The organism is Erwinia rhapontici (genome assembly GCF_012271765.1).
GTDB lineage: Bacteria > Pseudomonadota > Gammaproteobacteria > Enterobacterales > Enterobacteriaceae > Erwinia > Erwinia rhapontici.
Window position 1 is genome coordinate 41,389 of record NZ_VRKO01000018.1, and the last position, 23,770, is coordinate 65,158.

A 23,770-nucleotide genomic window follows, 5' to 3' on the forward strand; every position below is an offset into this window, starting at 1 on the left:
AAACTGGCAAAAATATGCCGGATAAATCATTTAAGCGTCCAAACGCGCTCTGTCAGGATGAGCCATCGGTTCTTGAATTTCGTTTATCAATAACTTTTGGTTATAAGGAGAGGTTATGCGCGTTATTACTCTGGCGGGAAGCCCCCGTTTTCCTTCACGCTCCACCGCACTACTGACCATTTGCCAGCATGCGCTGGAAAAACGCGGCGTCGAGGTTATCCCGTGGAATCTGCATAACTTCAATCCCGAAGATTTATTGTATGCCCGCTTCGATTCCCCCGCCCTGCTGGCCTTAAAGGAAGACCTCGAATCGGCTGACGGGTTGATCGTCGCAACCCCTGTCTATAAGGCATCGTTTGCCGGGGCATTGAAAACGCTGCTTGACCTGCTGCCAGAACGTGCGCTGGAACATAAAGTGGTGTTACCGCTGGCAACAGGCGGCACCGTAGCCCATCTGCTGGCCGTCGATTACGCACTGAAACCCGTTCTGAATGCACTGAAAGCGCAGGAAGTGCTGCACGGGGTATTCGCTGACGATACGCAGATCAGCCATTACGACCGGACGCCTGAACTCTCTCCGATTCTGGCTGAGCGGCTGGCAGAGTCGATCGATACCTTCTGGCATGCACTTGCCCGCCGCCATCAACCTCTGGCTGCTGCCGTCTGAAAAGGTGACCGTCTATGACATTGTTTGCTCGCATATTTAGCACCCTGCTGATAACCGGGCTGCTGGCCAGCCAGGCGATTGCTGCTGACGCCATCCCGGCCCCCGACCAGGTCCGTATTGGTTACCAAAAAGGCTCGGTCAGTATGGTGCTGGCGAAATCCCACCAGCTGCTGGAGAAGCGCTTCCCGCATACCACCATTAAATGGGTAGAGTTCCCTGCCGGGCCACAGATGCTGGAAGCATTAAACGTCAACAGCATTGACCTTGGCAGCACCGGCGACATCCCGCCGATTTTCGCTCAGGCCGCTGGCGCGGATCTGTTGTATGTCGGTTCCGAACCGCCAAAACCACGATCTGAAGTGATTCTGGTGCGTGAAGACAGTCCGTTGAAAACCGTGGCAGACCTGAAGGGCCATAAAGTGGCCTTCCAGAAGGGCTCAAGCTCCCACAATCTGCTGTTACGTGCATTAAAAGAGGCCGGACTGGGTTTCAATGATATTCAGCCTGCGTTTCTGACGCCTGCGGATGCCCGCGCCGCTTTCCAGCAGGGAGATGTTGACGCCTGGGCAATCTGGGATCCCTATTACTCTGCGGCCATCCAGCAGGGCGGCGTGCGCGTACTGAAAAATGGCGACACGTTAAATCTGACCGGCTCGTTCTACCTCGCAACTCGCCCGTTCACCGAAAAGAATGGCGTGTTTCTGCAACAGGTACTGGACACCTTCAGCCAGGCCGATGCCCTGACGCGCAGCCATCGTGAACAGAGCGTGGACCTGCTTTCAACGGCGATGGGTCTGCCAAAACCGGTGATCTCAACCTATTTCGATCATCGCCCGCCAACCGCCATTACCCTGGTCAGTGAGAAGACAGCAAAGGCTCAGCAGCAAACTGCCGATCTGTTTTACACCAGCAAGCTGATGCCGGTGAAAGTCGATATTTCCAGCCGCATCTGGCATGGCCCGTCAACCCATTGATTGAGGAATAACATAATGAGTCTCTCCGTATTCTGGTTTCTTCCCACTCACGGTGATGGGAAATATTTGGGTACCAACGAAGGTGCCCGCCCGGTGGATCATGCTTACCTGCAACAAATCGCGCAGGCTGCCGATCGCCTGGGATTTGGCGGAGTGCTAATCCCGACCGGCCGCTCCTGTGAAGATGCCTGGCTGGTTGCCGCCTCGCTGATCCCGGTCACCCAGCGTCTGCGCTTCCTGGTGGCACTGCGCCCCGGCGTGATCTCGCCCACGCAGGCTGCCCGTCAGGCAGCCACGCTCGACCGCCTCTCTAACGGCCGCGCACTGTTTAATCTGGTCACCGGTGGCGATGCGGAAGAGCTGGCGGGAGATGGCGTGTTCCTCGATCACCGTGAGCGCTATGCAGAGTCTGCCGAGTTTACCCGCGTATGGCGCCGCGTGCTGGAAGGCGAGACGGTTGATTACGAAGGGAAACATGTTCATGTGCGTGGCGCGCGTCTGATGTTTAAGCCGGTTCAGCAGCCCCGTCCGCCACTGTGGTTTGGCGGGTCGTCTGATGTCGCGCAGGATCTGGCTGCCGAACAGGTTGATGTCTATCTGACCTGGGGGGAACCGCCTGAGCAGGTCAAAGAAAAAATTGCTCAGGTACAGGCGAAAGCCGCCGCATTAGGGCGTAAAGTGCGTTTTGGTATTCGTCTGCATGTGATTGTGCGTGAAACCAATGAAGAGGCATGGCAGGCCGCTGACCGTCTGATCTCGCATCTTGATGATGCGACCATTGCCAAAGCGCAGGCCGCACTGGCGAAAACAGATTCTGTTGGCCAACAGCGAATGGCTGCCCTGCACGGTGGCAAACGTGACCAGCTTGAGATCAGCCCGAATCTGTGGGCAGGTGTGGGCCTGGTGCGTGGCGGTGCCGGAACCGCTTTAGTGGGCGATGGCCCGACGGTGGCAGCCCGTATGCAGGAATATGCCGATCTCGGCATTGAGACCTTTATTCTTTCCGGCTATCCGCACCTGGAAGAAGCGTATCGCGTGGGCGAACTGCTGTTCCCACATCTGGATCTTAATGTCCCTTCGATACCGCAACCGCAGGTCGTTCAGGCGCACGGGGAACATGTTGCGCATGATTTTGCCCCACAAAAAGTATCGCAAAGTTAGAGGTGGAGAATGAGTAAGACCCTTAATCGTATCGGCAATGGCCTGCTGCCCTGGGCGCTGCCGATCCTGCTGGTGGCGGTATGGCAGTTAGCCTCACAAATGGGCTGGCTTTCAACGCGCATTTTGCCGTCACCGGAAGCCATTGTGGTGACCTTCTGGAAGCTGTCTGCCAGCGGTGAGCTATGGCAACATCTGGCGATCAGCAGCTGGCGTGCGGCGATTGGTTTCAGCATCGGTGGGTCGATTGGTCTGATACTGGGGTTAATCACCGGAATGTCACGTCTGGGTGAGCGCCTGCTCGATACCTCCGTGCAGATGCTGCGCAACGTCCCCCATCTGGCGCTGATCCCGCTGGTGATCCTGTGGTTCGGCATTGATGAATCGGCCAAAATCTTTCTGGTTGCGCTGGGGACGCTGTTCCCGATTTACCTGAATACCTACCATGGTATCCGTAATATCGATCGCGGGCTGGTGGAGATGGCACGCAGTTATGGTCTGTCTGGCTGGAGTCTGTTTATCCAGGTGGTGTTGCCTGGCGCCCTGCCCTCCATTATGGTCGGCGTGCGTTTTGCGCTGGGCCTGATGTGGCTGACCCTGATCGTTGCCGAAACCATTTCAGCCAACTCCGGCATCGGCTACCTCGCCATGAATGCCCGCGAGTTTTTGCAAACCGATGTGGTGGTGGTGGCGATTATTCTTTATGCCCTGCTGGGCAAACTGGCTGACGTCAGCGCTCAACTGCTGGAGCGTGTCTGGCTGCGCTGGCATCCAGCGTATCAACTAAAAGAGGAAAACGCATGAGCGAATTAAACACGTCTCCGGCGCGTCTTAATGCCGGTACGCCGCTGGTGATCAATGGTGTCAGCAAGCAATATAACCAGCGCACAGTACTGAATAACATCAACCTGCATATTCCCTCGGGCCAGTTTGTCGCCGTGGTGGGCCGCAGTGGCTGCGGTAAAAGCACCCTGTTACGACTGCTGGCCGGGCTGGAGAAAGCCAGCAGTGGCGAGCTGCTGGCCGGCAGTGCATCACTGAATGAAGCACGGGAAGATATTCGTCTGATGTTCCAGGATGCGCGCCTGCTGCCGTGGAAAAGCGTGATCGATAACGTTGGCCTTGGCCTGAAAGGCAAAGCCTGGAAAGAACAGGCGCTGGCGGCGCTGGATGCCGTTGGTCTGGCAGATCGTGCCAAAGAGTGGCCTGCTGCGTTGTCCGGCGGGCAAAAACAACGCGTGGCATTGGCGCGAGCCCTGATTCATCGCCCGGGCTTGCTGCTGCTGGATGAGCCACTCGGTGCGCTGGATGCCTTAACCCGTATTGAGATGCAGGATCTGATTGAATCGCTTTGGCAACAGCATCACTTTACCGTGTTGCTGGTGACCCATGATGTCAGTGAAGCGGTAGCAATGGCTGACCGGGTTCTGCTGATTGAAGAAGGGAATATCGGACTGGATCTGCTGGTTGAGCTGCCACGTCCACGCCGTAAAGGCTCGGTCAAACTGGCGGAACTGGAAGCGGAAGTGCTCGACCGCGTGATGAAACGTTCACCCGTCCAACAGGACCGCCATTATGCACATGGCTAAAAAATAAAAATGGGCGAAGATATCGCCCATTTTTTTGTTTATCACTGACCGCTTTTATCAGGCGTTCAGTGCCTTGGTGATCTTCTCGAACAGATCGCCTGACAGCTTATCCAGCCCTTTCAACTGCTCCAGAGCCTGGCGCATCAGCGCCTGACGGCCTGCATCATAACGCTTGAGACGAATCAACGGCTCAATCATGCGTGCCGCGACCTGTGGATTACGGGTATTCAGATCGCTAAGGATCTCCGTCAGGAACTGATAACCGCTACCGTCTGCCGCATGGAATGCGGACGGATTCGCCGAAGCGAATGCACCAATCAACGAGCGGATACGGTTCGGATTACTCAGGGTAAACGAACGGTGGCTCAACAGTACTCGTACCTGTGCCAGCACATCCGCTGCCGGACTGGTCGCCTGCAGGGCAAACCACTTATCCATGACCAGACCATCCTGATGCCAGCGCTCATCGAAATCAGCGAACAGCGCCGTACGGCAAGGAAGCTGTGCGGCCATGGCAGCCGACAGAGCCGCCACGGTATCCGTCATGTTATTAGCATGGTGATACTGTGCGCTGACCAGCTTATCGGCTTGCGGTACATCCGCAAAGGCCAGGTAACTCAGGCAGACATTTTTCAACGACCGCTTGCCGATATCCGCGTGTTCAATGCGATACTCCGGGGTCTGGCTGGCGTAATACACCGCCAGCAGCTCATCTTCCAGCTCGGTTGCCAGCGTGCGAACCAGCGCCTCACGCACAACAGCATTTGCCTGCGGGTCAATGATGTCGAACAGCTCGGCAATCTCATTCTCACCCGGCAGCGACAGGATCAACGCCATCAGGGCAGGATCGCTGGACTCAGAGAGCAACACCGCACGGAAGGCATCCGCAACGTGCAAGGGTAGCGACAGCGGTTGCCCCTGCTGCTGGCGGGCCACGTTAATTTTGATGTAGTTCGCCATCAGACTTTGTGCCGCATCCCAGCGGGCAAAATCATTGCGTGCGTGCTGCATCAGGAAGGTTAACTGCGCATCGCTCCAGTTGTAGTCCAGTTTCACCGGCGCAGAGAATTCACGCAGCAGGGAAGGCACAGGCTGGAAGTAAACCTTATCAAAGACGAAGGTCTGGAAAGACTCGGTGACATTGAGTACATGATGCACCGGATGGCCATTGTGCTGTAACGGAATGACCTGCCCCTCCCCATCGTACAGTTCAATATCCAGCGGGATATGCAGCGGCAGCTTCTCTTTCTGATCGGCGGTTGGCGGCGTCATCTGTGTCACGTGCAACGTGTACTGTTCCAGCTCAGGATTGTAGTCATCACGGATGGACAACACGGGCGTACCCGACTGGCTGTACCAGCGGCGGAACTGTGACAGGTCAACATTGGAAGCATCCTCCATCGCCTGAACAAAGTCATCACAGGTCGCTGCACTACCATCATGGCGCTCGAAGTAGAGCTGCATGCCTTTCTGGAAGTTTTCTTCGCCAAGCAAGGTGTGCAACATGCGGATCACTTCAGACCCCTTCTCATACACCGTCAGGGTGTAGAAGTTGTTCATCTCGATCACCTGCTCAGGGCGGATCGGGTGCGCCATCGGGCTGGCATCTTCAGCAAACTGTGAACCGCGCATCACACGCACGTTATCAATGCGGTTGACCGCACGCGAACCGAGGTCAGAACTGAACTCCTGATCGCGGAACACCGTCAGTCCCTCTTTCAGACTGAGCTGGAACCAGTCGCGGCAGGTGACGCGGTTACCGGTCCAGTTGTGGAAGTATTCATGACCGATAACCGCCTCAATCCCGAGATAGTCTTTATCGGTGGCGGTTTCCGCTTTGGCCAGCACGTATTTGGAGTTAAAGACATTCAGCCCTTTATTCTCCATCGCCCCCATATTGAAGAAGTCGACGGCGACAATCATAAAGATATCGAGATCGTACTCCAGGCCGAAACGCTCTTCATCCCACTTCATACTGTTTTTCAGCGAGGTCATCGCCCAGTCAGCACGGTCAAGGTTGCCCCGATCAACGAAGATTTCCAACGCGACATCACGGCCGGAACGGGTGGTGAAGCTGTCGCGCAGCACGTCGAAATCACCGGCCACCACGGCAAACAGGTAACAAGGTTTCGGGAATGGATCCTGCCACTTAACCCAGTGGCGGCCATCTTCCATATGCCCGGCATCAACGCGATTACCATTTGAAAGCAGGAAGGGATAGTGCTTCTGCTCTGCAATAATGGTGGTGGTAAAACGCGCCAGCACGTCGGGACGGTCGAGATACCAGGTAATATGGCGGAAACCTTCCGCTTCACACTGGGTACATAGTGCTTCGCCTGATTTGTACAGACCTTCAAGCGCGGTGTTTTTATCCGGATGAATGTCATTGACGATTTTTAACGTGAAGGACTCAGGCAGCTGTTGTAACACCAGTGCCCCTTCTTCCTGCCGATAGTGCGGCCAGGGCTGATCGTCGACATGTAACGAGATCAGCGTCAGGTCTTCGCCGTCAAGGCGCAGTTCGGCGCCACTGGCTCCCAACCGTTTAATCTGGCTGACGGCGGTGACCTGGGTGGTACTGGCATCAAGATTAAACGTCAAATCGATGTCGGTAATAGTGTAGTCAGGCGCACGATAATCATGGCGATTTTTGGCTTGTGGCAGTTGCGTCATAAGTCCTTCTCACGTCGATAATTAGTTAACCTTTTCAAGTCTATTCCTGTTATCACCAGGTTGCCACGTTGAATCACTGCCAATTGCGGCCTTTGCCATAAAAGAAGACATTTCATTAACAATCGCACGTATTTACCTCGACCTCTCAGCCTGAATTGTGCTGTGATTGGGTTCACTAAATATCTATTCGGGTTATACTCCTGCGACTTTTTCTTCATTTGAACCAGGGATAACGCTCTTCGCCAGAGGATGCTGAAACGCACCATGACACGACACGCTTCCCCGATTTTGACTACGCTGCTCGATACCGATGCCTACAAACTCCATATGCAGCAGGCGGTATTCCATCGTTATTACGATGTGACTGTGGCCGCCGAGTTTCGCTGCCGGGGTGACGACATGCTGGGTATTTATGTTGATGAAATACAGCAACAAATCGAAACCATGTCCGCATTAACGCTGACCGAAGATGAATTCACTTATCTCTCTGGCCTGCCTTTTTTCACCCCGGATTACCTCAACTGGCTGCGCAGTTACCGCTATGACCCCGCTCAGGTTCGCGTGCGCAATCACCAGGGAAAACTGGATATCCGCATCAGCGGGCCGTGGCGTGAAGTGATCATGTGGGAAGTGCCGCTGCTGGCGCTGATCAGCGAAGTGGTGCATCGCCATCGTTCACCGCAGGTCACGCCGGAAATGGCTGTGAGTCAGTTGAAGAGTAAACTGGCACAGTTTAAAGCGCTGACCGCCGATCTCGATATGTCGCGTTTTCGTTTGATGGATTTCGGCACGCGTCGCCGTTTCTCACACGATGTTCAGCTGGCGATCGTCAGTACGCTGAAACAGGATTTCCCGTGGCTGGTTGGCTCCAGTAATTACGAGATGGCACGTCAGCTGGATATCATGCCGGTGGGCACCCAGGCACACGAGTGGTTCCAGGCCCACCAGCAGCTTAGCCCGGTGCTGGCTAACTGCCAGCGCGCCGCACTGCAATCCTGGCTTGAAGAGTACCCGGACCAGTTAGGTATTGCCCTGACAGACTGTATTACTATGGATGCCTTCCTGCGTGATTTCGGCCTTGAGTTTGCCAGCGCTTATCAAGGACTGCGCCACGACTCTGGCGATCCGCTGGAATGGGGTGAAAAAGCCATCGCACATTATCAACAGCTGGGTATCGACCCGCTAAGTAAAACGCTGGTATTTTCTGATAACCTCGATCTGGAAAAAGCGGTGGAGCTTTACCGCCATTTCGGTCAGCGTATTAATGTTATTTTCGGCATTGGTACCCGCCTGACCTGCGATATTCCTCAGGTTAAACCGCTTAATATCGTGATTAAGCTGGTGGAGTGTAACGGCAAACCCGTTGCTAAACTGTCGGACAGTCCGGGTAAAACCATTTGCCAGGATAAAGCCTTTGTTCGCGCCCTGCGCAAAGCCTTCGACCTGCCGCTGGTCAAAAAAGCCAGCTAGCATCACTGGCCGACCGAAACAGAAGGTCGGCCACTCCGCTTTATGCCTGTCTTAATTTATAGGAATACCTCAGGGGTCGGCACACGTGTCGGCCCCAGATTCCCTCTTCTTCTAAAGAAATCTGCCTTTATTGCCGGAATTTCGCTTGTTTATCATCGCCCGGCAAGTAACATAGCAAGACCCTAAATTCGGGGTAATTCATTCAGATTAATAGTGAGAGACTTATATGAGCGTTGTGCCTGTAGCGGATGTACTGCACGGCCGGGTCGCGGTTGACAGCGAAGTCACCGTACGTGGTTGGGTGCGTACACGAAGAGATTCAAAAGCCGGTATTTCCTTTATCGCCGTTTATGACGGTTCCTGCTTTAATCCCGTTCAGGCTGTCGTTAATAATTCTCTGAATAATTATCAGGAAGAAGTATTGCGCCTGACTACCGGCTGTTCGGTGGTTATTACCGGCAAAGTGGTTGAATCTCCGGGTGAAGGTCAGAGTTTTGAAATTCAGGCCACCCACGTGGAAGTCATCGGCTGGGTTGATGATCCGGATACCTACCCAATGGCTGCTAAGCGCCACAGCATTGAATATCTGCGTGAAGTGGCCCACTTGCGCCCGCGTACCAATCTGATTGGCGCCGTCGCCCGTGTGCGCCATACGCTGGCACAGGCACTGCACCGTTTCTTCGATGAGCAGGGCTTCTTCTGGGTGTCCACGCCGCTGATTACCGCGTCCGATACCGAAGGCGCGGGTGAAATGTTCCGTGTATCGACGCTCGATCTGGAAAATCTGCCGCGCACGCCGGAAGGTAAAGTTAATTACGACGAAGATTTCTTCGGCAAAGAAGCGTTTCTGACCGTATCAGGTCAGCTTAATGGCGAGACCTATGCCAGCGCGATTTCCAAAATCTACACCTTTGGCCCAACCTTCCGTGCGGAAAACTCCCACACCAGCCGTCACCTGGCGGAATTCTGGATGCTGGAGCCGGAAATGGCCTTCGCCAACCTGGAAGATAACGCTGCCCTGGCAGAAGCCATGCTGAAGTACGCGTTTAAAGCGGTACTTGAAGAGCGCGCTGATGATATGGCCTTCTTCGCCGAGCGCGTAGACAAAGATGCCATTTCGCGCCTCGAGCGTTTTGTGACTACCGATTTCGCGCAGGTGGATTACACCGAAGCTGTCGAGATCCTGCTGGCGTCAGGTCAGACGTTTGAAAACGCCGTCTCCTGGGGTATTGATCTCTCCTCTGAGCACGAACGTTATCTGGCAGAGAAACACTTTAAAGCACCGGTGGTGGTGAAGAACTACCCGAAAGATATCAAAGCTTTCTATATGCGTTTGAACGACGATGGCAAAACCGTTGCCGCGATGGATGTTCTGGCACCAGGAATTGGTGAAATCATCGGGGGTTCTCAGCGTGAAGAGCGTCTGGATGTGCTGGATGCGCGTCTGGCCGAAATGGGCCTGAATAAAGAAGATTACTGGTGGTACCGCGACCTGCGTCGTTACGGTACGGTCCCACATTCAGGTTTCGGATTAGGTTTCGAACGATTAATCGCCTATGTCACCGGTGTACAAAATGTAAGGGATGTTATCGCCTTCCCACGTACTCCACGCAACGCGACGTTCTGATTTCTGCATTAAATATAAGAAATTCATATATATACTAAGGTCAGCCTCGCTGACCTTTTTTTATTTTTGTAAATTTAGAGTTGGTTCACAAAGTTCCGTAAATTTTACATTTTGTAATACATATTTTCTCTTTGTTACCAGAATAAGAGATTAGTAGCATTTTCGGGCTAGATTAACCAGGCTGCGAATGGAAAGATGCGTGCAGACACAGGAAGACACCAAACTCTCATCTTGGTTCTGTAAAGAATTATTGACGGCAGTGGCAGGTGTCCAAATAACTCCAATGAGGGTAATAACAAAATGATGAAGCGCAACATTCTTGCAGTAGTGATCCCAGCACTGTTGGCTGCTGGTGCCGCTAACGCAGCAGAAATCTATAACAAAGATGGCAACAAACTGGACCTGTACGGTAAAGCTGTTGGTCTGCATTATTTCTCTGATGACGACGGTTTTGCTTCAGATGGTGATCAGTCTTATGTGCGCTTCGGCTTTAAAGGTGAAACCCAGATTAACGACCAGCTGACCGGTTACGGCCAGTGGGAATATAACGTTCAGACTAACAACTCTGAAGGTAGCGACGCGCAGGACGGTAACAAAACCCGTCTGGGCTTTGCCGGTCTGAAATTTGCAGACTTCGGCTCATTCGACTACGGCCGTAACTATGCTGTAGGTTATGATGCTCTGGCATGGACTGACGTGCTGCCAGAATTTGGTGGTGACTTCGGTCAGTCTGACACCATGACCAGCCGTACTACCGGTGTGGCTACCTACCGTAACACCAACTTCTTTGGTCTGGTTGACGGCTGGGACTTCGCTGTACAATACCAGGGCAAAAACGAACGTGCTGATGACATCACCCGTGCTAACGGTGACGGCTACGGCTTCTCTACCACTTACACTTCACCAATTGGTGTAGGTATCACTGGCGCATACAGCTCTCAGGACCGTACTAACGGCCAGAATGAAGCCGTGCTGGGTCGTGGTGACCGTGCTGAATTCTGGGGCACTGCGCTGAAATATGACGCGAACAATGTATACCTGGCAGCATCTTATGCTGAAGGTCGTAACGCCACCCGTATTACTGGCGCAAGCATCACCAATGCAGCTGGCGTGACAACCACTGGTATCGAAGGCTTTGCTAACAAAACCCAGAACTACAACGTGGTTGCGCAGTACCAGTTTGACTTTGGCCTGCGTCCGTCCATTGCCTATGTACAGACCAAAGCTAAGGATATTGAAGGCGTAGGCGATGTTGATCTGACCAAATACTTCGAAGTAGGCGCGACTTACTACTTCAACAAAAACATGTCCACCTATGTTGATTACATCATCAACCAGATCGGTGATGACAACAAACTGGGCATAGGTTCAGGTGATACCGTTGCATTGGGCCTGGTTTACCAGTTCTAATTGCCATTTAATCGCGACTCCGGTCGCGATTAAATGTGCATCAAAAAGGGGCTTCGGCCCCTTTTTTGTTTTTCTCCCTTCCCCGCTCGCTTTCTGCTGTTTTTTTGATGCAAACGGTTGGTAATTTGCCACTTGTGGCGGTAACCTGAGTCCTCACTTCGCTTTAGACTAAGCTAACGGACTTCGACTATGTTTGAACGTATTGCAGCTGCACCCGCCGACCCTATTCTTGGTTTAGCCGATCTGTTCCGCGCTGATGACCGCACAAATAAGATCAACCTCGGTATTGGCGTGTATAAAGATGAAACCGGCAAAACGCCGGTACTGACCAGCGTGAAAAAAGCTGAACAGTATCTGCTGGAAAACGAAACCACCAAAAACTATCTCAGCATTGATGGTATCGCCGATTTTGGCCGCTGCACCCAGGAGCTGTTGTTCGGAGCAGACAGCGCCCTTATCAGCAACCATCGTGCACGTACCGCACAGACCCCTGGCGGCACTGGCGCACTGCGCATAGCAGCCGATTTCATCGCCACCCAGACCAGCGCTAAACGCATCTGGGTGAGCAACCCAAGCTGGCCAAACCACAAAAATGTCTTTGCCGCTGCCGGCCTGGAAGTGTGTGAATACAACTACTACGATGCTGCACAGCATGCGCTGGACTTTGACGGCTTGCTAAACAGCCTGAGCGCCGCACAGGCGGGTGATATCGTGCTGTTCCATGGCTGCTGCCACAACCCAACCGGCATTGACCCAACGGCCACTCAGTGGGCCCAGCTGGCTGAACTGTCACTGGCGAAAGGCTGGTTGCCACTGTTCGACTTTGCCTATCAGGGCTTTGCCCGTGGTCTGGAAGAAGATGCCGAAGGCCTGCGTGCGTTTGCTGCCAGCCATCAGGAACTGATTGTATGCAGCTCGTACTCTAAAAACTTCGGCCTCTACAATGAGCGCGTCGGTGCTTTCACGCTGGTCGCTGCTGATGCAGCCATCGTGGATACGGCCTTCAGTCAGGTGAAAGCCACCATTCGTGCCAACTACTCCAACCCACCCGCACACGGTGCAGCCGTCGTCGCCACCATTCTCGGCAACAGCGCGCTGCGTGCCTTGTGGGAGCAGGAGCTGACCAGCATGCGCGAGCGTATTCAGCGGATGCGTCAGCTGTTTGTGAATACCCTGCAAGAGAAAGGCGCGAAAGGCGATTTCAGCTTTATCATCGATCAGAATGGGATGTTTTCATTCAGCGGCCTGACGAAAGATCAGGTTGTGCGCCTGCGAGATGAGTTTGGCGTCTACGCGGTAAATTCAGGCCGTGTGAACGTGGCGGGGATGACACCTGACAATATGTCTCCACTGTGTGAAGCCATCGTCGCGGTTTTGTAATTTAGCCGGTGGGTCTTTCGTTGCCCCACCGCTGAGCTTTATCGCGATCAAAAAAGCCTGCTTAAGCAGGCTTTTTTATGGCACCAATGCCGAGATGCGTTTATTGCAGGAACGGGTTACTGATTCGTTCACGCCCCAGCGTCGATATCGGTCCGTGGCCTGGAATGAAGGTGACGTCATCCCCCAGTGGCAACAGTTTGTTATGAATAGAGGCTATCAGGTCGCTGTGGCTGCCCTGGGGGAAATCAGATCGTCCTACCCCGCCACTGAAAATCACATCGCCAGAGACCAGCAGGCGCCCTGCACGGTCAAAGAACACAATGTGTCCCGGCGTATGCCCCGGGCAAAGCAGCACTTCCAGAGAGGTCTGCCCTACCTGCACAGTCTCACCCTCTTCCAGCCAGCGATCGGGGACCAGGGGAGGACATTCGGCAAAACCAAACATCTGGCTTTGTGTCGGCAGGCTATCAAGCCAGAATTTATCGGCTTTATGTGGCCCTACAATCGGTAGAGAATAATGTGCGGCCAGTTCAGCAGCGGCACCGACATGGTCAAGGTGACCGTGCGTCAGCAGTAATTGGGTCAGGTTAACACCCAGCGCAGCCACTTCACGTTTAATTGTCTCTGCGTCGCCACCCGGATCCACCAGCGCAGCTTCATTTGATTCCGTACACCAGATCACCGAACAATTCTGCGAGAACGCAGTGACCGGGATAATATGATAGTCCATAACTCTCCGTTACCGGTCACCACAGGGTGCCGGAATTTCGTTTTACCAGTTCCGAACCGGCCCGGTATCAATATGCACAAAGTTACTACTTGGGTAGTATCCTACACCACCCGCCCGCAGCGAAAGTGCGGCTTTGCGTATATTGCTTAACGAAATTCCTTCAATGTGGAAATCCATCGCCTGCCCCAGCGTGTGGTAGCTATGTTTCGCTACACCGCGGGTATGCGACCGTAATGAGTTATTGGTGCCGAGAGAACGGTAGCCAGAGATTAGCTGCACCGGTTTACGACTATCGAGCAGCGATTGCAGACGGAAGAGTTGGTCAAAAAGATGGGGATCGATGCTTTTACTTTTATTGGCCCGGTAGTCACGGAAGAAATGATTCAGTCGTGCCAGTTCATCCTTGTCATAGCTTTTACCGTTAAAAAATTCCGTTTTAAGGTTTTCGCCGGTATTGAGATTATTAAGCGTTAATACACGCGGGCGGGAAGTTGAAAGCGAGGCGAAGGCCTGCCCGGGGAGCAATGCCACACCGAGCGCCGCGCCGCCTAACGTCAGCCACTTACGGCGATGAGAGTCGAATTTATCCATGAATCAGTATTACCCAGCTAAAGAATTCGGAACAGTGCACTAATTACACCGTTTTGAACCTTACCGGGGGAGAATACCTACGTCAACCCAACAAAAGTAAAACCGGCGCAAAGATTGGCATCACACCCTTTACACCGGCTTTTTAGCATAACTATTCCCTGCACGGGAACTGCTGATTAATCAATCATTAGAGCAATAATTGACCAGCCTGCGTTAGCACCTGCGCACCAGAACGTGCCGTATTGTCATAATTGTAAATATCTGTACGAAATTGCGGCTGGCCATCATCTGCCACCCAGGCGGTCAGATAATAGAGGTTAACCGGGATACGATGACGGATGGACACATAGCGTGTATCCCCCTCTTTCAAGGTGCTGGAAATCCGCGTGTCGTTCCAGCCCACATCCTGCAGCAACAAATTAGCCAGATCGGATGCCCGGTTCACACGTACACAGCCAGAACTGAGAGCACGAATATCTTTCTGGAAAAGACCGTGATTTGGTGTGTCGTGCAGGTAGATCGCATCCGAACTCGGCATGTTGAATTTATAGCGCCCCAGTGAATTCGTCGGGCCCGGTGCCTGACGAATGCGGTACGGGAACGAAGCGGCAGAAACCATGCTCCAGTCAATCATCGAAGGATCAACCACCTGAGCATCACTGCTCCAACCCGACAGTAACGTATAATTGTGCTTATACAGGTACATCGGGTCCTGTTTGACCTTCGGCACAATATCCTTGCGCACTAAGGTGGTGGGCACATTCCACGGCGGGTTGAGGACAACGTTATTCAGCGCGCTGCGCATCAACGGCGTTTTACGGTCAGGGCGGCCGACAATCACTCGGGAAGAGAGAATTTCATTACCGTTGACATAGTAGGCCAGTGAGTAATTAGGAATGTTCACCATAATGCCGTTATGCATATCATCCGGCAGCAGTCGCAGACGCTGGATATTCAATGCCAGCAGCGATGCACGACGTTGTGGGGAAACATTTAACCATTCGCGGGTGCGAGCACCTATCGCACCATCGGCCTCTAACCCCTGCCAGGTCTGGAAGCGTTTCAGTGCGGCGACCAGGTCCGGAGTATAAACATTATCAGCATTGATAGGTGCGGCAGTTCCCTGCACATTACCGACATTCTGAGGAACGGCAGTCTGAGGATTATTTTCTGACGGCATTGCAGACGGGCTGACCACGACATTGTTATCAACGTTCGCCTGCACAGGGGCATCAGGCTGGGCATTATCATCATCATGCACCAACGGCGCATCAATAGGGCCCACCACTTCTTCCGTGGGTTTTGGTGGCTCGCTGTCTGCCGACATCATGCCGGTACGTTTAAGAATATCGCGCAGCACAGGCACATCATTGCTGATCTGGCCAGGACGCAGGGTCTGCTTATCAACCAGTTGTGGCCAGGGACGGTTTTCTGCCAGCAGCGTTTTTAATGCCTGATGCATACGCACATACTGCGGATGCTGCGGGGCCAGTGAGAGAACAAAACCATTGAGACGATTCTGAACTACCGCGTTTTGCCACAGATTAATCACCGCGACAGACGGGGCCTCCATCTTATAAGGTACATTGCTGTACAGCCAGGTTTCCCCTTTGCTGGGAACGCCAGAAGTAAACTGCAGATAACCCAACATGGCATCAGACAACACCACATCACGTGCCATGCCAGTAATATTCGGATCCGTCAGCTGTTTTACCCAGTGGGAGAACTGCGGCTGAACACCGGAAATCGCGACCTCAGCCAGCTGTTGCTGGAACTGTTTTACCGCCTGCTCATCCTGCCACATTGGCTGCATGCCACGACTGGCATACAACGGTGCAAGGTTTTTCAGATAGAACGGCGCCATCCCCTGAGAGAACAAGCCGCTGATATGCGATGCACTCTGCGAGACGCTGATACTTTGCACAATCGGAGCAGAGACGGGTGGAATTCCCGCCACAGAAGAAGACACCGGCACCAGCCAGCACAAAAGACTACAACCCAGTGCAACAACCTGGGTGGAAAACGATTTCTGCAGCAACATCCCTTGCTCCCTGTTAAGACTGCCGGATGAGTAACCCGCAGCAATTAGTCGTTGTTATAAGTATAGAAACAGAAAACGGCATTTGCCTCTTACGTTGCAAATGCCGTTATGCAGAGTAATCTGGACACAGAAATTTTACCACTGCGTACCATTATTTTTTACAGGATTTCGTGAATCAGGCTCCTGCCTCAACATCTTTTGCCGTTATCGTCGGTTCTGCAGCAAATCCACGCAGCCCAACAACGTGAACATGTTCAGTATTATTGAAGACCTTACGAACCAGTTTGTAAGTGGTGCCTTTTTCAGGGCTGATATTTTCCGGTGCCGCGATAATCAGCTGCATCTCCAGTCGGTCACACAGCTCGAATAAGGTGGCAATGGATTTTGCATCCAGACGCGCGGCCTCATCAAGGAACAGCAGACGGCAAGGGGAGATATCTTTCCCGCGCAGACGGCGTGACTCTTCCTCCCAGCTTTGTACCACCATCACCAGAATCGACATACCGGTACCAATCGCTTCCCCTGTCGATAACGCCCCACTTTCTGCACGCAACCAGCCGTCAGAGCCACGGTTAACTTCCACTTCCATCTCAAGATAGTTGCGGTAATCCAGCAGCTCCTCACCAATGGTCTGCGGTGTACGCTGGCCCATATCGATTTGTGGGTTCAGGCGCTGGTAGAGTTTTGCCAGTGCTTCGGAGAAGGTCAGACGATTGCTCTTAAACAGATCCTGATGCTGTTCATGCTGCTCAGACAGCACATCAAGCAGCGTAGAGTGAGCTTCCCGCACGTTAACGTTGAGACGCACACTCTTCACCTGCCCGAAACTCACGGCCTGCAAGCCCTGGTTCAACTGACGAATACGATTCTGTTCGCGCTGAATCGTTTTGCGAATAATGTTCGACACGCTGCGCGAGCTGATGGCCAGCATCTGCTCACGGGCAGTCAGCTCTTCCGTCAGGCGATTCAGCTCAATTTCCATCTGCTCAATGGCTTCGACCGGATCATCGGTGCGAATGATATCCTGACGGATACGCTCACGCAGATGCTGATAAACCGCAATGAAGAACTGAATTTTACGCTCCGGCCGCTTCGGATCCTCCGACAGACGCAGCACGTCGCGCAGATGTTCGTTATCCGCTACCGCCAGACGCAGCGCACCTAACGCCTTATCCGACATGGAGCGCAGCTCGTCACCGCCGAGATACGCCAGCTCACGACGGTGCAGACGGCGCTCAACGCCATTGTCTTTCACCAGTCGCAGTACCGCAACCCAGCCCGCCTTCGCACTCACAACCTGCTCACGGCCTATCTGGTACTCGCGCTCCAGACGGCGTAGTTTTTTCTGCAACGCATCGATTTCGGCTTCACAGAAGGTCAGCTGTTTTTCCAGCTGATTACGACGCAGTCGGTTGTTGCTCAGGGCACTGTAGAGTTCGTCACGACGCAGCCGCGCCCGCTCTTCAGCGGAGGCATCCGCCTGCACGCCGATATCGAGCATCTCCTGCTGAAGCTCCTTCAACATGTCGCGTTTCGCGTCATAGGAGCTTTTCAGCGAGGCCAGAACCTGGGAGTATTGCGCTAACTGGGTTTGATGCTGACGTAGCTGCTCACGGGCGCGGGTACGTTCACCTTCCGCCTGTTCAAGGCGCTGGCGCAGCTTCTCATTGAGGTCGCTGGTGCCGTTGAGCATACCTGCAGAATCAATGTAGCCAAAGTGCGCACGACGCTGAACCACTTCGGTCAGGGCAAAGGCTTGCTGACGCGCATCGCGCTGCTGCTGCTGCGCCTGCTGGTAGTCCAGTTTTAACTGGTCATGCTGCTCAGGATCGCTCTGCAGGACAGAGAGAATGGGTTCCAGCTTCGTCAGTTGAGCACCGTGCTGCTGCACAAAGCGCGCGGCTTCCTGCGCTTCATCCAGCTTTTCCTGAATCTCTTCATGACGATCCTGTAACGTATCATCCAGCAGCAGGCTGACGCGAGGCAACAGACGGTTAAGCTGGGCAACGCCCTCTTTCGCCTGTTCGAACTGCTGGCGCTGCTGCTGGTTTTCGCTTTCATGATTCGTCAGCGCACGCTCCACCTCGTTACGGCGGGTATTGAGCAGGCGCATTTCTGCTTCAGGGTCGGACTCAAACGCTACGCCAAGGTGGCTGCCGATAAAGCGGCTAAAGGACTGATGCAGACGCTGGGTTTTCTGAACATCAAATGACAGCGTAGCGTAACGTTCGGCCAGCGCCTCGCGCTCAGCGTGCAGCACATCTAACTGGTTTTCACGCGCAGCACGACCAAACAGCGGTACTTTCGGGAAACGAGAATAGCGCCACTGGCGATCCCCCGCTTTCACCACGACGGCTTTTTCCAGCTCTTCGACATTAAATACGCTGTCATCAAACGACTGCGGATCCCCTTCGATCAGGTAGAGATCTTCCGGGCAATCGTCCAGACCGTCGAGCTGATCGCGGATCAGTGACAGGTCAGGCACCACAATGGCATGACGAGCCGGGCCATACAATGCTGAGAAGTACGGCGCATCATCAATGGTGACATCATCATAAATTTCTGACAGCAGCACGCCACCAAAACGTTCGGCGAGGTTGTTCAGGCGAGCGTCTTCTGCCCCGCCCGGCTGGCTGAGACGCTCAATCTGCTTCTCAATGTCGCGCTTACGGGCTGAGACTTCATCACGTTCTACCGTGGTTTCACGCTCACGCTCCAGCAGTTGCTGCATAAACTCGGTGACCTGCTGGCTGTTTTCCAGCGCCTGGCCCGTTTGTTCACTCAACTGCGAGAGGATTTCCTGCGCGGCCAGCCACTGCGGCGCTTGTTTAGTCAAACGCGCAATGCGTTCACGGAGCTGCTCCAGCTCCTGGCGCAGTGTCATACGGCGCTCACCGGCGTCCGCCACGCTTTCGCTTAACAGCTCAATCTGTGCTTCCAGTTCAGCCTGTAAGGACTCCAGCTCACTGGCATCATGCTGACCGTGTCGCTTGCAGAAGTCACTCAGCAGGCGTTCGGCATCCTGCTGTTCACGTACACGCTGTGCCAGTTCACTCAGGCGGCTGCGCAGCGGCTGTAGTTGTTCGGCATGATAACGCTGGTTGCTGGCATCACGGAGCAGATCGCGCCCTACCTGCCAGGCTTCGCTACGGCTAACCGGGCCGGCAATTTTACTGACCAGTTCAAACGCCTGCTCAAACTGGCTGTGTGCGGCCTGCGCCACACTCATTTTTTGTTCCAGCATCAGCAGTTTGTCGGTCGCTTCCTGCTCTTTCGCCTGGAAGGTTTCCTGCCATTCATCTGCGTTATCCACGCTGAGGTCGCGTATCTGGCAGATTTCCTGAGCACGCTGAAGTGCCTGCAACGCCTGCTGATACTGGATGGCGCGCGTCTGCTGCACATCCAGCGCCTGCTGGTAATCAGCCAGCTGATTTTTCAGCTCATCCACTTCCAGCTCAGCATTTTCGCTACGCGCTTCATTTTCTTCATGCCCTTCACGCGCTTCAGCGACGACCTCATTCTGCTCTTCGAGGCGGAAGGTCAGCTCTTCGAGATCGGCATCGTAGCGGTCAATTTTTTCCTGCTGACGCAGTGCCGTCTGAACCAGATTGAGATGGTCGCTGGCACCCTGATAATCTGTTTCCAGATCGCTTTCAGCGGCATTGTGCTCACTCAGTTCCCGCGCCATCTCAATATGACGATATTGCTCAGCGGATAACTGTTTACGACTGGTGAAAAGATCATTACGCACCTGCATCGCACCATCCAGATGGATACGGCGCTCGTTGGCATGACGCATATAGTCTGCCGCCACGTAGCTGGTCGCTTCTGAGATCAGATGCTTAAAGAGATCGCGATCAGACTGGGTCACGCGAATCGCTTCCAGCGTCATGCGGTTTTCACGCAGCGCGGCTTCCATGTCCTGGAACGCTTTACGTACTCCGCTGTTTTCAGGCAGCAGGTAATCTCGCAGGGAACGCGTGATCGCACTGGAAATCCCCCCGTACAGCGAGGCTTCAATCAGGCGGTAATACTTGCTACGGTCAGCGGCAGAGCGTAAACGACGCGCCACAATACCGAGGTCAAACATCACAGAATGGTAATCCGTAATGGAGTTGTACTGTTTAAACTGCACACTCTCCATCGCTTCAAACCGCTCTTTCAGTTCACTGATTGGCACCACACGCGCCTGACGGGCATTCACCGTCTCAGTCAGAATTTCGGTCGGGTTAATGGAGGTCGGCAGGCCATGAATGCTAAAAGGTTTGATATCCACTTTACGGTCACGGCCGGCAACCTGTTGCAGTCGGACCCCAACAAGCACGCGCTGATGCAGCGAGTTCACCACATCGAGCACAGCGTAACAAACGCCTGGGCGCAGTTTGCCGTGCAGGCCTTTATCACGGGAACCTGAGGTTGCCCCGGCTTCAGTAGTGTTACGGAAATGCAGCAGTGTCAGGTCGGGGATGAGCGCAGTAACAAATGCCGCCATCGTGGTCGACTTACCTGCACCGTTCCCACCTGACAGCGTTGTCACCAATTCGTCGAGGTCAAAAGTACGGGCAAAAAAACCGTTCCAGTTAATCAGCGTCAGCGAGCGAAACTTTCCACGTTCAATCATTTATTCTTCCTCCGCGCTGTCCGGCACACTGTTTTCAGTGTCACTTTCACCGTCTTCGCTTTCATCATTCAGCGCCAGGCCACCGTCAAGCTGCATCGCCTCACCGTCGCGGATCATCCGCAGCTGCGCTTCACGCGCATCGTCACCGCTGCGCACATCGGCGCCAAAGCGGAAGACGGATTCGGTGATACGGAATTTACTGCTGTCATTACCCATAAACCACACCATTCCCAGGCGACGCAGGCGATTAAGCGACGCGCGCATTTTCTCCTGAAGTTTCTGGCGGTCAAGGTCTGAGCCGGTAGAACGCTGGTTAACCAGCTTCAGCAATTTGCTTTCATCGGCCAGCGACATCAACTCGTCGTGCAGTTCTTGCTGGGTAAAGATCCCTTCATTGGCCAGACGTTCCGGGCTGAGGTAGAGATAACATAAGATTTTACCCACCATCATATCCAGCTCGGACAACACTGAACGCGGGATCAGCGTGGTGGAACGTGGCCGCAGGTAGAAAAAACCTTCCGGCGCACGGATCAGCTCAACGTTGTAACGGGCATAGAACTCTTCCAGAAATTCCTGGTAGTCCATCAGAAAGGCGTGTTGATCTAACTCTTCAATACCAATATGGCGCCCTGCGCGTAACTGGCTGTCCAGTGCCGGGAAAATCGGGTTGGCCAGTGCCTGCGCCAGTTTAACTGGCATCACTTGTTCAATATTTGTCGATGACATGTGCCTGCACCTTGGCTCCGTAATCATTAATCGCCTGCCATTTTGCAGCCAGGCCAGAGAAATCTGCTTCGGCCACGCCTAAGCGTACAGCCTGATCGACGACAATACGCGCCACGTCAAAGTGACGTACACGCGGGTATTGTGTCAGGTAATCACGAATCACCGCCCCAAGATCCAGCGGCTTTTGCTGTGTCCTGTAGATGGCCAGTGCTTCTTCAATCATCGCCGCCAGCTGTTCACGGATAGCATTGAACTCTTCGTATTCCAGTTCAGAAGGCAGTTCGCCCGTCACTTCCTCACTGCGCAGCGTCAGTTCTTCATCACGCATATCGTACAGGCGGTCAGCATTGGCATAGGTCAGCGCCCAGGGCTGATCGAAGTAATTCTGTACCGACTGACGTAAACGCTGGGCAAAGACGCGGTTCTTATCCATATCAATCGCGGTACGGATAAATTTATGCACGTGGCGGTCATAGCCGATCCACAGGTCAATCGCCTGCTGGCCCCAGCTGATAATGCGGTCGAGCTTGTTTTGCAGGTCATACACCAGCTTGTCGACGAAGCCGAGATCGGGGCTATTCATCGTGGCATCCTGGATGCGCAACAGATTGGCCTGTAGCTTATCGCCCGCAGCCTCCAGGGTATCCTGAAGTTCACGCAGCGTACCGGACGTTTCGTTCAGCAACAGTTCACAGCTGGATATCGCCGCACGCCAGTCTTTGTTGAGTAACTGAGCAATATCATCTTTAACGCCCTGTTGTTGTTCATCCATGATGCGCTGGGTGATATCAATGCTGTCGAAGATCTCTGCCACCGAATATTTCAACGGAGCGAACACGTTGCGGTGCCAGTGAAACTCGTCGCCATCTTCATCAGCAGCATCGGCGGCACGTTTTAGCTCACCCGCTACGATCGACAACTGCAAAGAGAGACGCAGGGTGGAGAATTCACGCTGGCGAATATAATAGTCGGTAATGCCGATGCCCAACGGCGTCAGACGATAGATCGCATTACCTTCTGCATGTTCGCTGGTAAAACGATTGAGCAAGCGCTGGCGCACCATATCGTTAATGGCATTGTTGGCACGTACCACGACAGTTTCGCTGGTCTGTTCGAAGCCTTCACTGACATGGCGGAAGGCATCAATCAGTTCGCCTTCACTCATTTCGCCATCCATGCGCTCCCCATTAAGGGTGGCAATCGCCAGCAAAAAAGCCAGACGTTCGGTTGGCAATGAGACGGAAAAATCATTTTTTCGCGCCCAGGCTACCAGCTCCGGTACAGTCTGGGAAAATTCACTCATAGTTCGTCTGCCTTATGGGTTTCCGCGCTGTAACGTGGATATAACGCCCTAAACTTAAAAACGGCTCCTGGCGGCAGTATTGCTTTTCCAGGGCCAGAACCTCATCAAAACGATCGATCTGTTTGGTTTTATCACGCATGTAGTCGTGAAAAACGCGGATGCCGGTTTTGTGCTCAATCGTAAAGCCACACTCTTGTAGCCAGCCATACACCTGTTCAGGATCCCTTGGGTAGTCCGGAGACAAGGTTTTCTTTTTACGTTTGGCCAACCCCGTTTGTAAATAGCCGAAGTTGCCGAGCACCATCGTCTGCATCAGCAAACCATTGAGGTTATAGAACATGAGCGACAGGACACCACCAGGCTTCAGTGCATCATACAACGCCGCCAGCACCTGCTGAGGTTCCGCCACCCATTCCAGCACCGCGTGAAACAATACCAGATCAACCGGTTTATCCAAATGTTGACCGACCTGCTGAGCGCTAATTTGTTCGAATTGCATGTTACCGCTCACACCTTTTTCATCGGCGAGGCGGCGGGCACGGGACAACATCTCTTCGGAGACATCACAAAGCAGCACCTGATGACCCCGGGCTGCAATGCCACAGCCGGTTTGCCCTTCTCCGCCCCCTGCATCCAGCACAGATAAAGGACCGTCAGGGAACGATGTTAACAACGCATCAAGATCCTCCCAGAGAATGGCCTGGCGAATACGGCCTTTGGTGGTACCGTAAATATTCTGAGAAAATTTTTCTGCGATATCATCAAAGTTGCGATCCTGCATACAACGACTCCGGCATTCAGGGCTTTATT

At 53.6% G+C, this 23,770-nt stretch carries 17 protein-coding genes; 9 read left to right on the forward strand and 8 right to left on the reverse strand.

The window, feature by feature from the left end; genetic code table 11:
• Positions 1 to 115: 115 nt before the first annotated feature.
• From ssuE to ssuB, 5 genes are read left to right on the forward strand one after another with little or no spacing between them, the layout of a single operon-like run.
• On the forward strand, positions 116 to 667 hold the full coding sequence (gene ssuE, locus FVB43_RS23145) for an NADPH-dependent FMN reductase (protein ID WP_133841012.1): 552 nt from the start codon (positions 116 to 118) through the stop codon (positions 665 to 667).
• 14 nt (positions 668 to 681) lie between these two features.
• On the forward strand, positions 682 to 1,641 hold the full coding sequence (locus FVB43_RS23150) for a sulfonate ABC transporter substrate-binding protein (protein WP_159337124.1): 960 nt from the start codon (positions 682 to 684) through the stop codon (positions 1,639 to 1,641).
• Between the two features lie 15 nt (positions 1,642 to 1,656).
• Positions 1,657 to 2,802 (forward strand): FMNH2-dependent alkanesulfonate monooxygenase, encoded by a 1,146-nt coding sequence (gene ssuD / locus FVB43_RS23155; RefSeq protein WP_133841014.1) that lies wholly within the window; start codon positions 1,657 to 1,659, stop codon positions 2,800 to 2,802.
• A gap of 9 nt (positions 2,803 to 2,811) precedes the next feature.
• Entirely contained in the window at positions 2,812 to 3,603 is a 792-nt protein-coding gene (gene ssuC, locus FVB43_RS23160; RefSeq protein ID WP_133841015.1) for an aliphatic sulfonate ABC transporter permease SsuC, read from the forward strand.
• Positions 3,600 to 4,388, forward strand: a complete 789-nt coding sequence (gene ssuB, locus FVB43_RS23165) for an aliphatic sulfonates ABC transporter ATP-binding protein (RefSeq protein ID WP_133841016.1) — start codon at positions 3,600 to 3,602, stop codon at positions 4,386 to 4,388. The genes ssuC and ssuB overlap by 4 nt, the downstream gene beginning before the upstream one ends.
• A gap of 57 nt (positions 4,389 to 4,445) precedes the next feature.
• Here ssuB and pepN read toward each other — a convergent pair whose 3' ends face one another.
• Positions 4,446 to 7,061, reverse strand: coding sequence for an aminopeptidase N (pepN, locus tag FVB43_RS23170; RefSeq protein WP_167864853.1), 2,616 nt, complete (start codon positions 7,059 to 7,061; stop codon positions 4,446 to 4,448).
• A gap of 264 nt (positions 7,062 to 7,325) precedes the next feature.
• On the opposite strand from pepN, the gene pncB reads away from it, so the two are divergent.
• The 4 genes from pncB to FVB43_RS23190 all read left to right on the forward strand — a co-directional run bounded on the left by pncB (position 7,326) and on the right by FVB43_RS23190 (position 12,948).
• Entirely contained in the window at positions 7,326 to 8,531 is a 1,206-nt protein-coding gene (pncB, locus tag FVB43_RS23175) for a nicotinate phosphoribosyltransferase (RefSeq protein WP_159337126.1), read from the forward strand.
• Positions 8,532 to 8,757: 226 nt separating this feature from the next.
• The gene (gene asnS / locus FVB43_RS23180) at positions 8,758 to 10,158 is read left to right on the forward strand and encodes an asparagine--tRNA ligase (protein WP_133841019.1); all 1,401 of its coding nucleotides are present in this window, start codon (positions 8,758 to 8,760) and stop codon (positions 10,156 to 10,158) included.
• Between the two features lie 300 nt (positions 10,159 to 10,458).
• Complete coding sequence (ompF, locus tag FVB43_RS23185) at positions 10,459 to 11,568, forward strand: porin OmpF (protein ID WP_277950377.1); 1,110 nt, start codon at positions 10,459 to 10,461, stop codon at positions 11,566 to 11,568.
• A 189-nt stretch (positions 11,569 to 11,757) separates the two neighbouring features.
• Complete coding sequence (locus FVB43_RS23190; RefSeq protein WP_167864854.1) at positions 11,758 to 12,948, forward strand: amino acid aminotransferase; 1,191 nt, start codon at positions 11,758 to 11,760, stop codon at positions 12,946 to 12,948.
• Positions 12,949 to 13,048: 100 nt separating this feature from the next.
• Here the strand turns inward: FVB43_RS23190 and FVB43_RS23195 are convergent, their stop codons facing one another.
• The 7 genes from FVB43_RS23195 to cmoM all read right to left on the reverse strand — a co-directional run bounded on the left by FVB43_RS23195 (position 13,049) and on the right by cmoM (position 23,741).
• A complete protein-coding gene (locus FVB43_RS23195) occupies positions 13,049 to 13,678 on the reverse strand; it encodes an MBL fold metallo-hydrolase (RefSeq protein WP_167864855.1) in 630 nt (209 codons plus the stop codon).
• Positions 13,679 to 13,720: 42 nt separating this feature from the next.
• Positions 13,721 to 14,269: a peptidoglycan L,D-endopeptidase MepK gene (gene mepK / locus FVB43_RS23200; RefSeq protein ID WP_133841022.1), complete on the reverse strand. Its 549-nt coding sequence runs from the start codon at positions 14,267 to 14,269 to the stop codon at positions 13,721 to 13,723.
• Positions 14,270 to 14,456: 187 nt separating this feature from the next.
• Positions 14,457 to 16,310: a L,D-transpeptidase gene (gene ldtD / locus FVB43_RS23205; protein ID WP_133841023.1), complete on the reverse strand. Its 1,854-nt coding sequence runs from the start codon at positions 16,308 to 16,310 to the stop codon at positions 14,457 to 14,459.
• A 175-nt stretch (positions 16,311 to 16,485) separates the two neighbouring features.
• Positions 16,486 to 20,931, reverse strand: a complete 4,446-nt coding sequence (gene mukB, locus FVB43_RS23210; RefSeq protein WP_167864856.1) for a chromosome partition protein MukB — start codon at positions 20,929 to 20,931, stop codon at positions 16,486 to 16,488.
• Positions 20,932 to 21,657: a chromosome partition protein MukE gene (mukE, locus tag FVB43_RS23215; RefSeq protein WP_133841025.1), complete on the reverse strand. Its 726-nt coding sequence runs from the start codon at positions 21,655 to 21,657 to the stop codon at positions 20,932 to 20,934.
• Positions 21,638 to 22,960 carry a chromosome partition protein MukF gene (gene mukF, locus FVB43_RS23220; protein ID WP_133841026.1) on the reverse strand — a complete coding sequence of 441 codons (1,323 nt, stop codon included), beginning with the start codon at positions 22,958 to 22,960 and terminating at the stop codon, positions 21,638 to 21,640. Before mukF ends, mukE begins: the two co-directional genes overlap by 20 nt.
• A complete protein-coding gene (cmoM, locus tag FVB43_RS23225) occupies positions 22,953 to 23,741 on the reverse strand; it encodes a tRNA uridine 5-oxyacetic acid(34) methyltransferase CmoM (RefSeq protein ID WP_133841027.1) in 789 nt (262 codons plus the stop codon). The genes mukF and cmoM overlap by 8 nt, the downstream gene beginning before the upstream one ends.
• Positions 23,742 to 23,770: the final 29 nt, after the last annotated feature.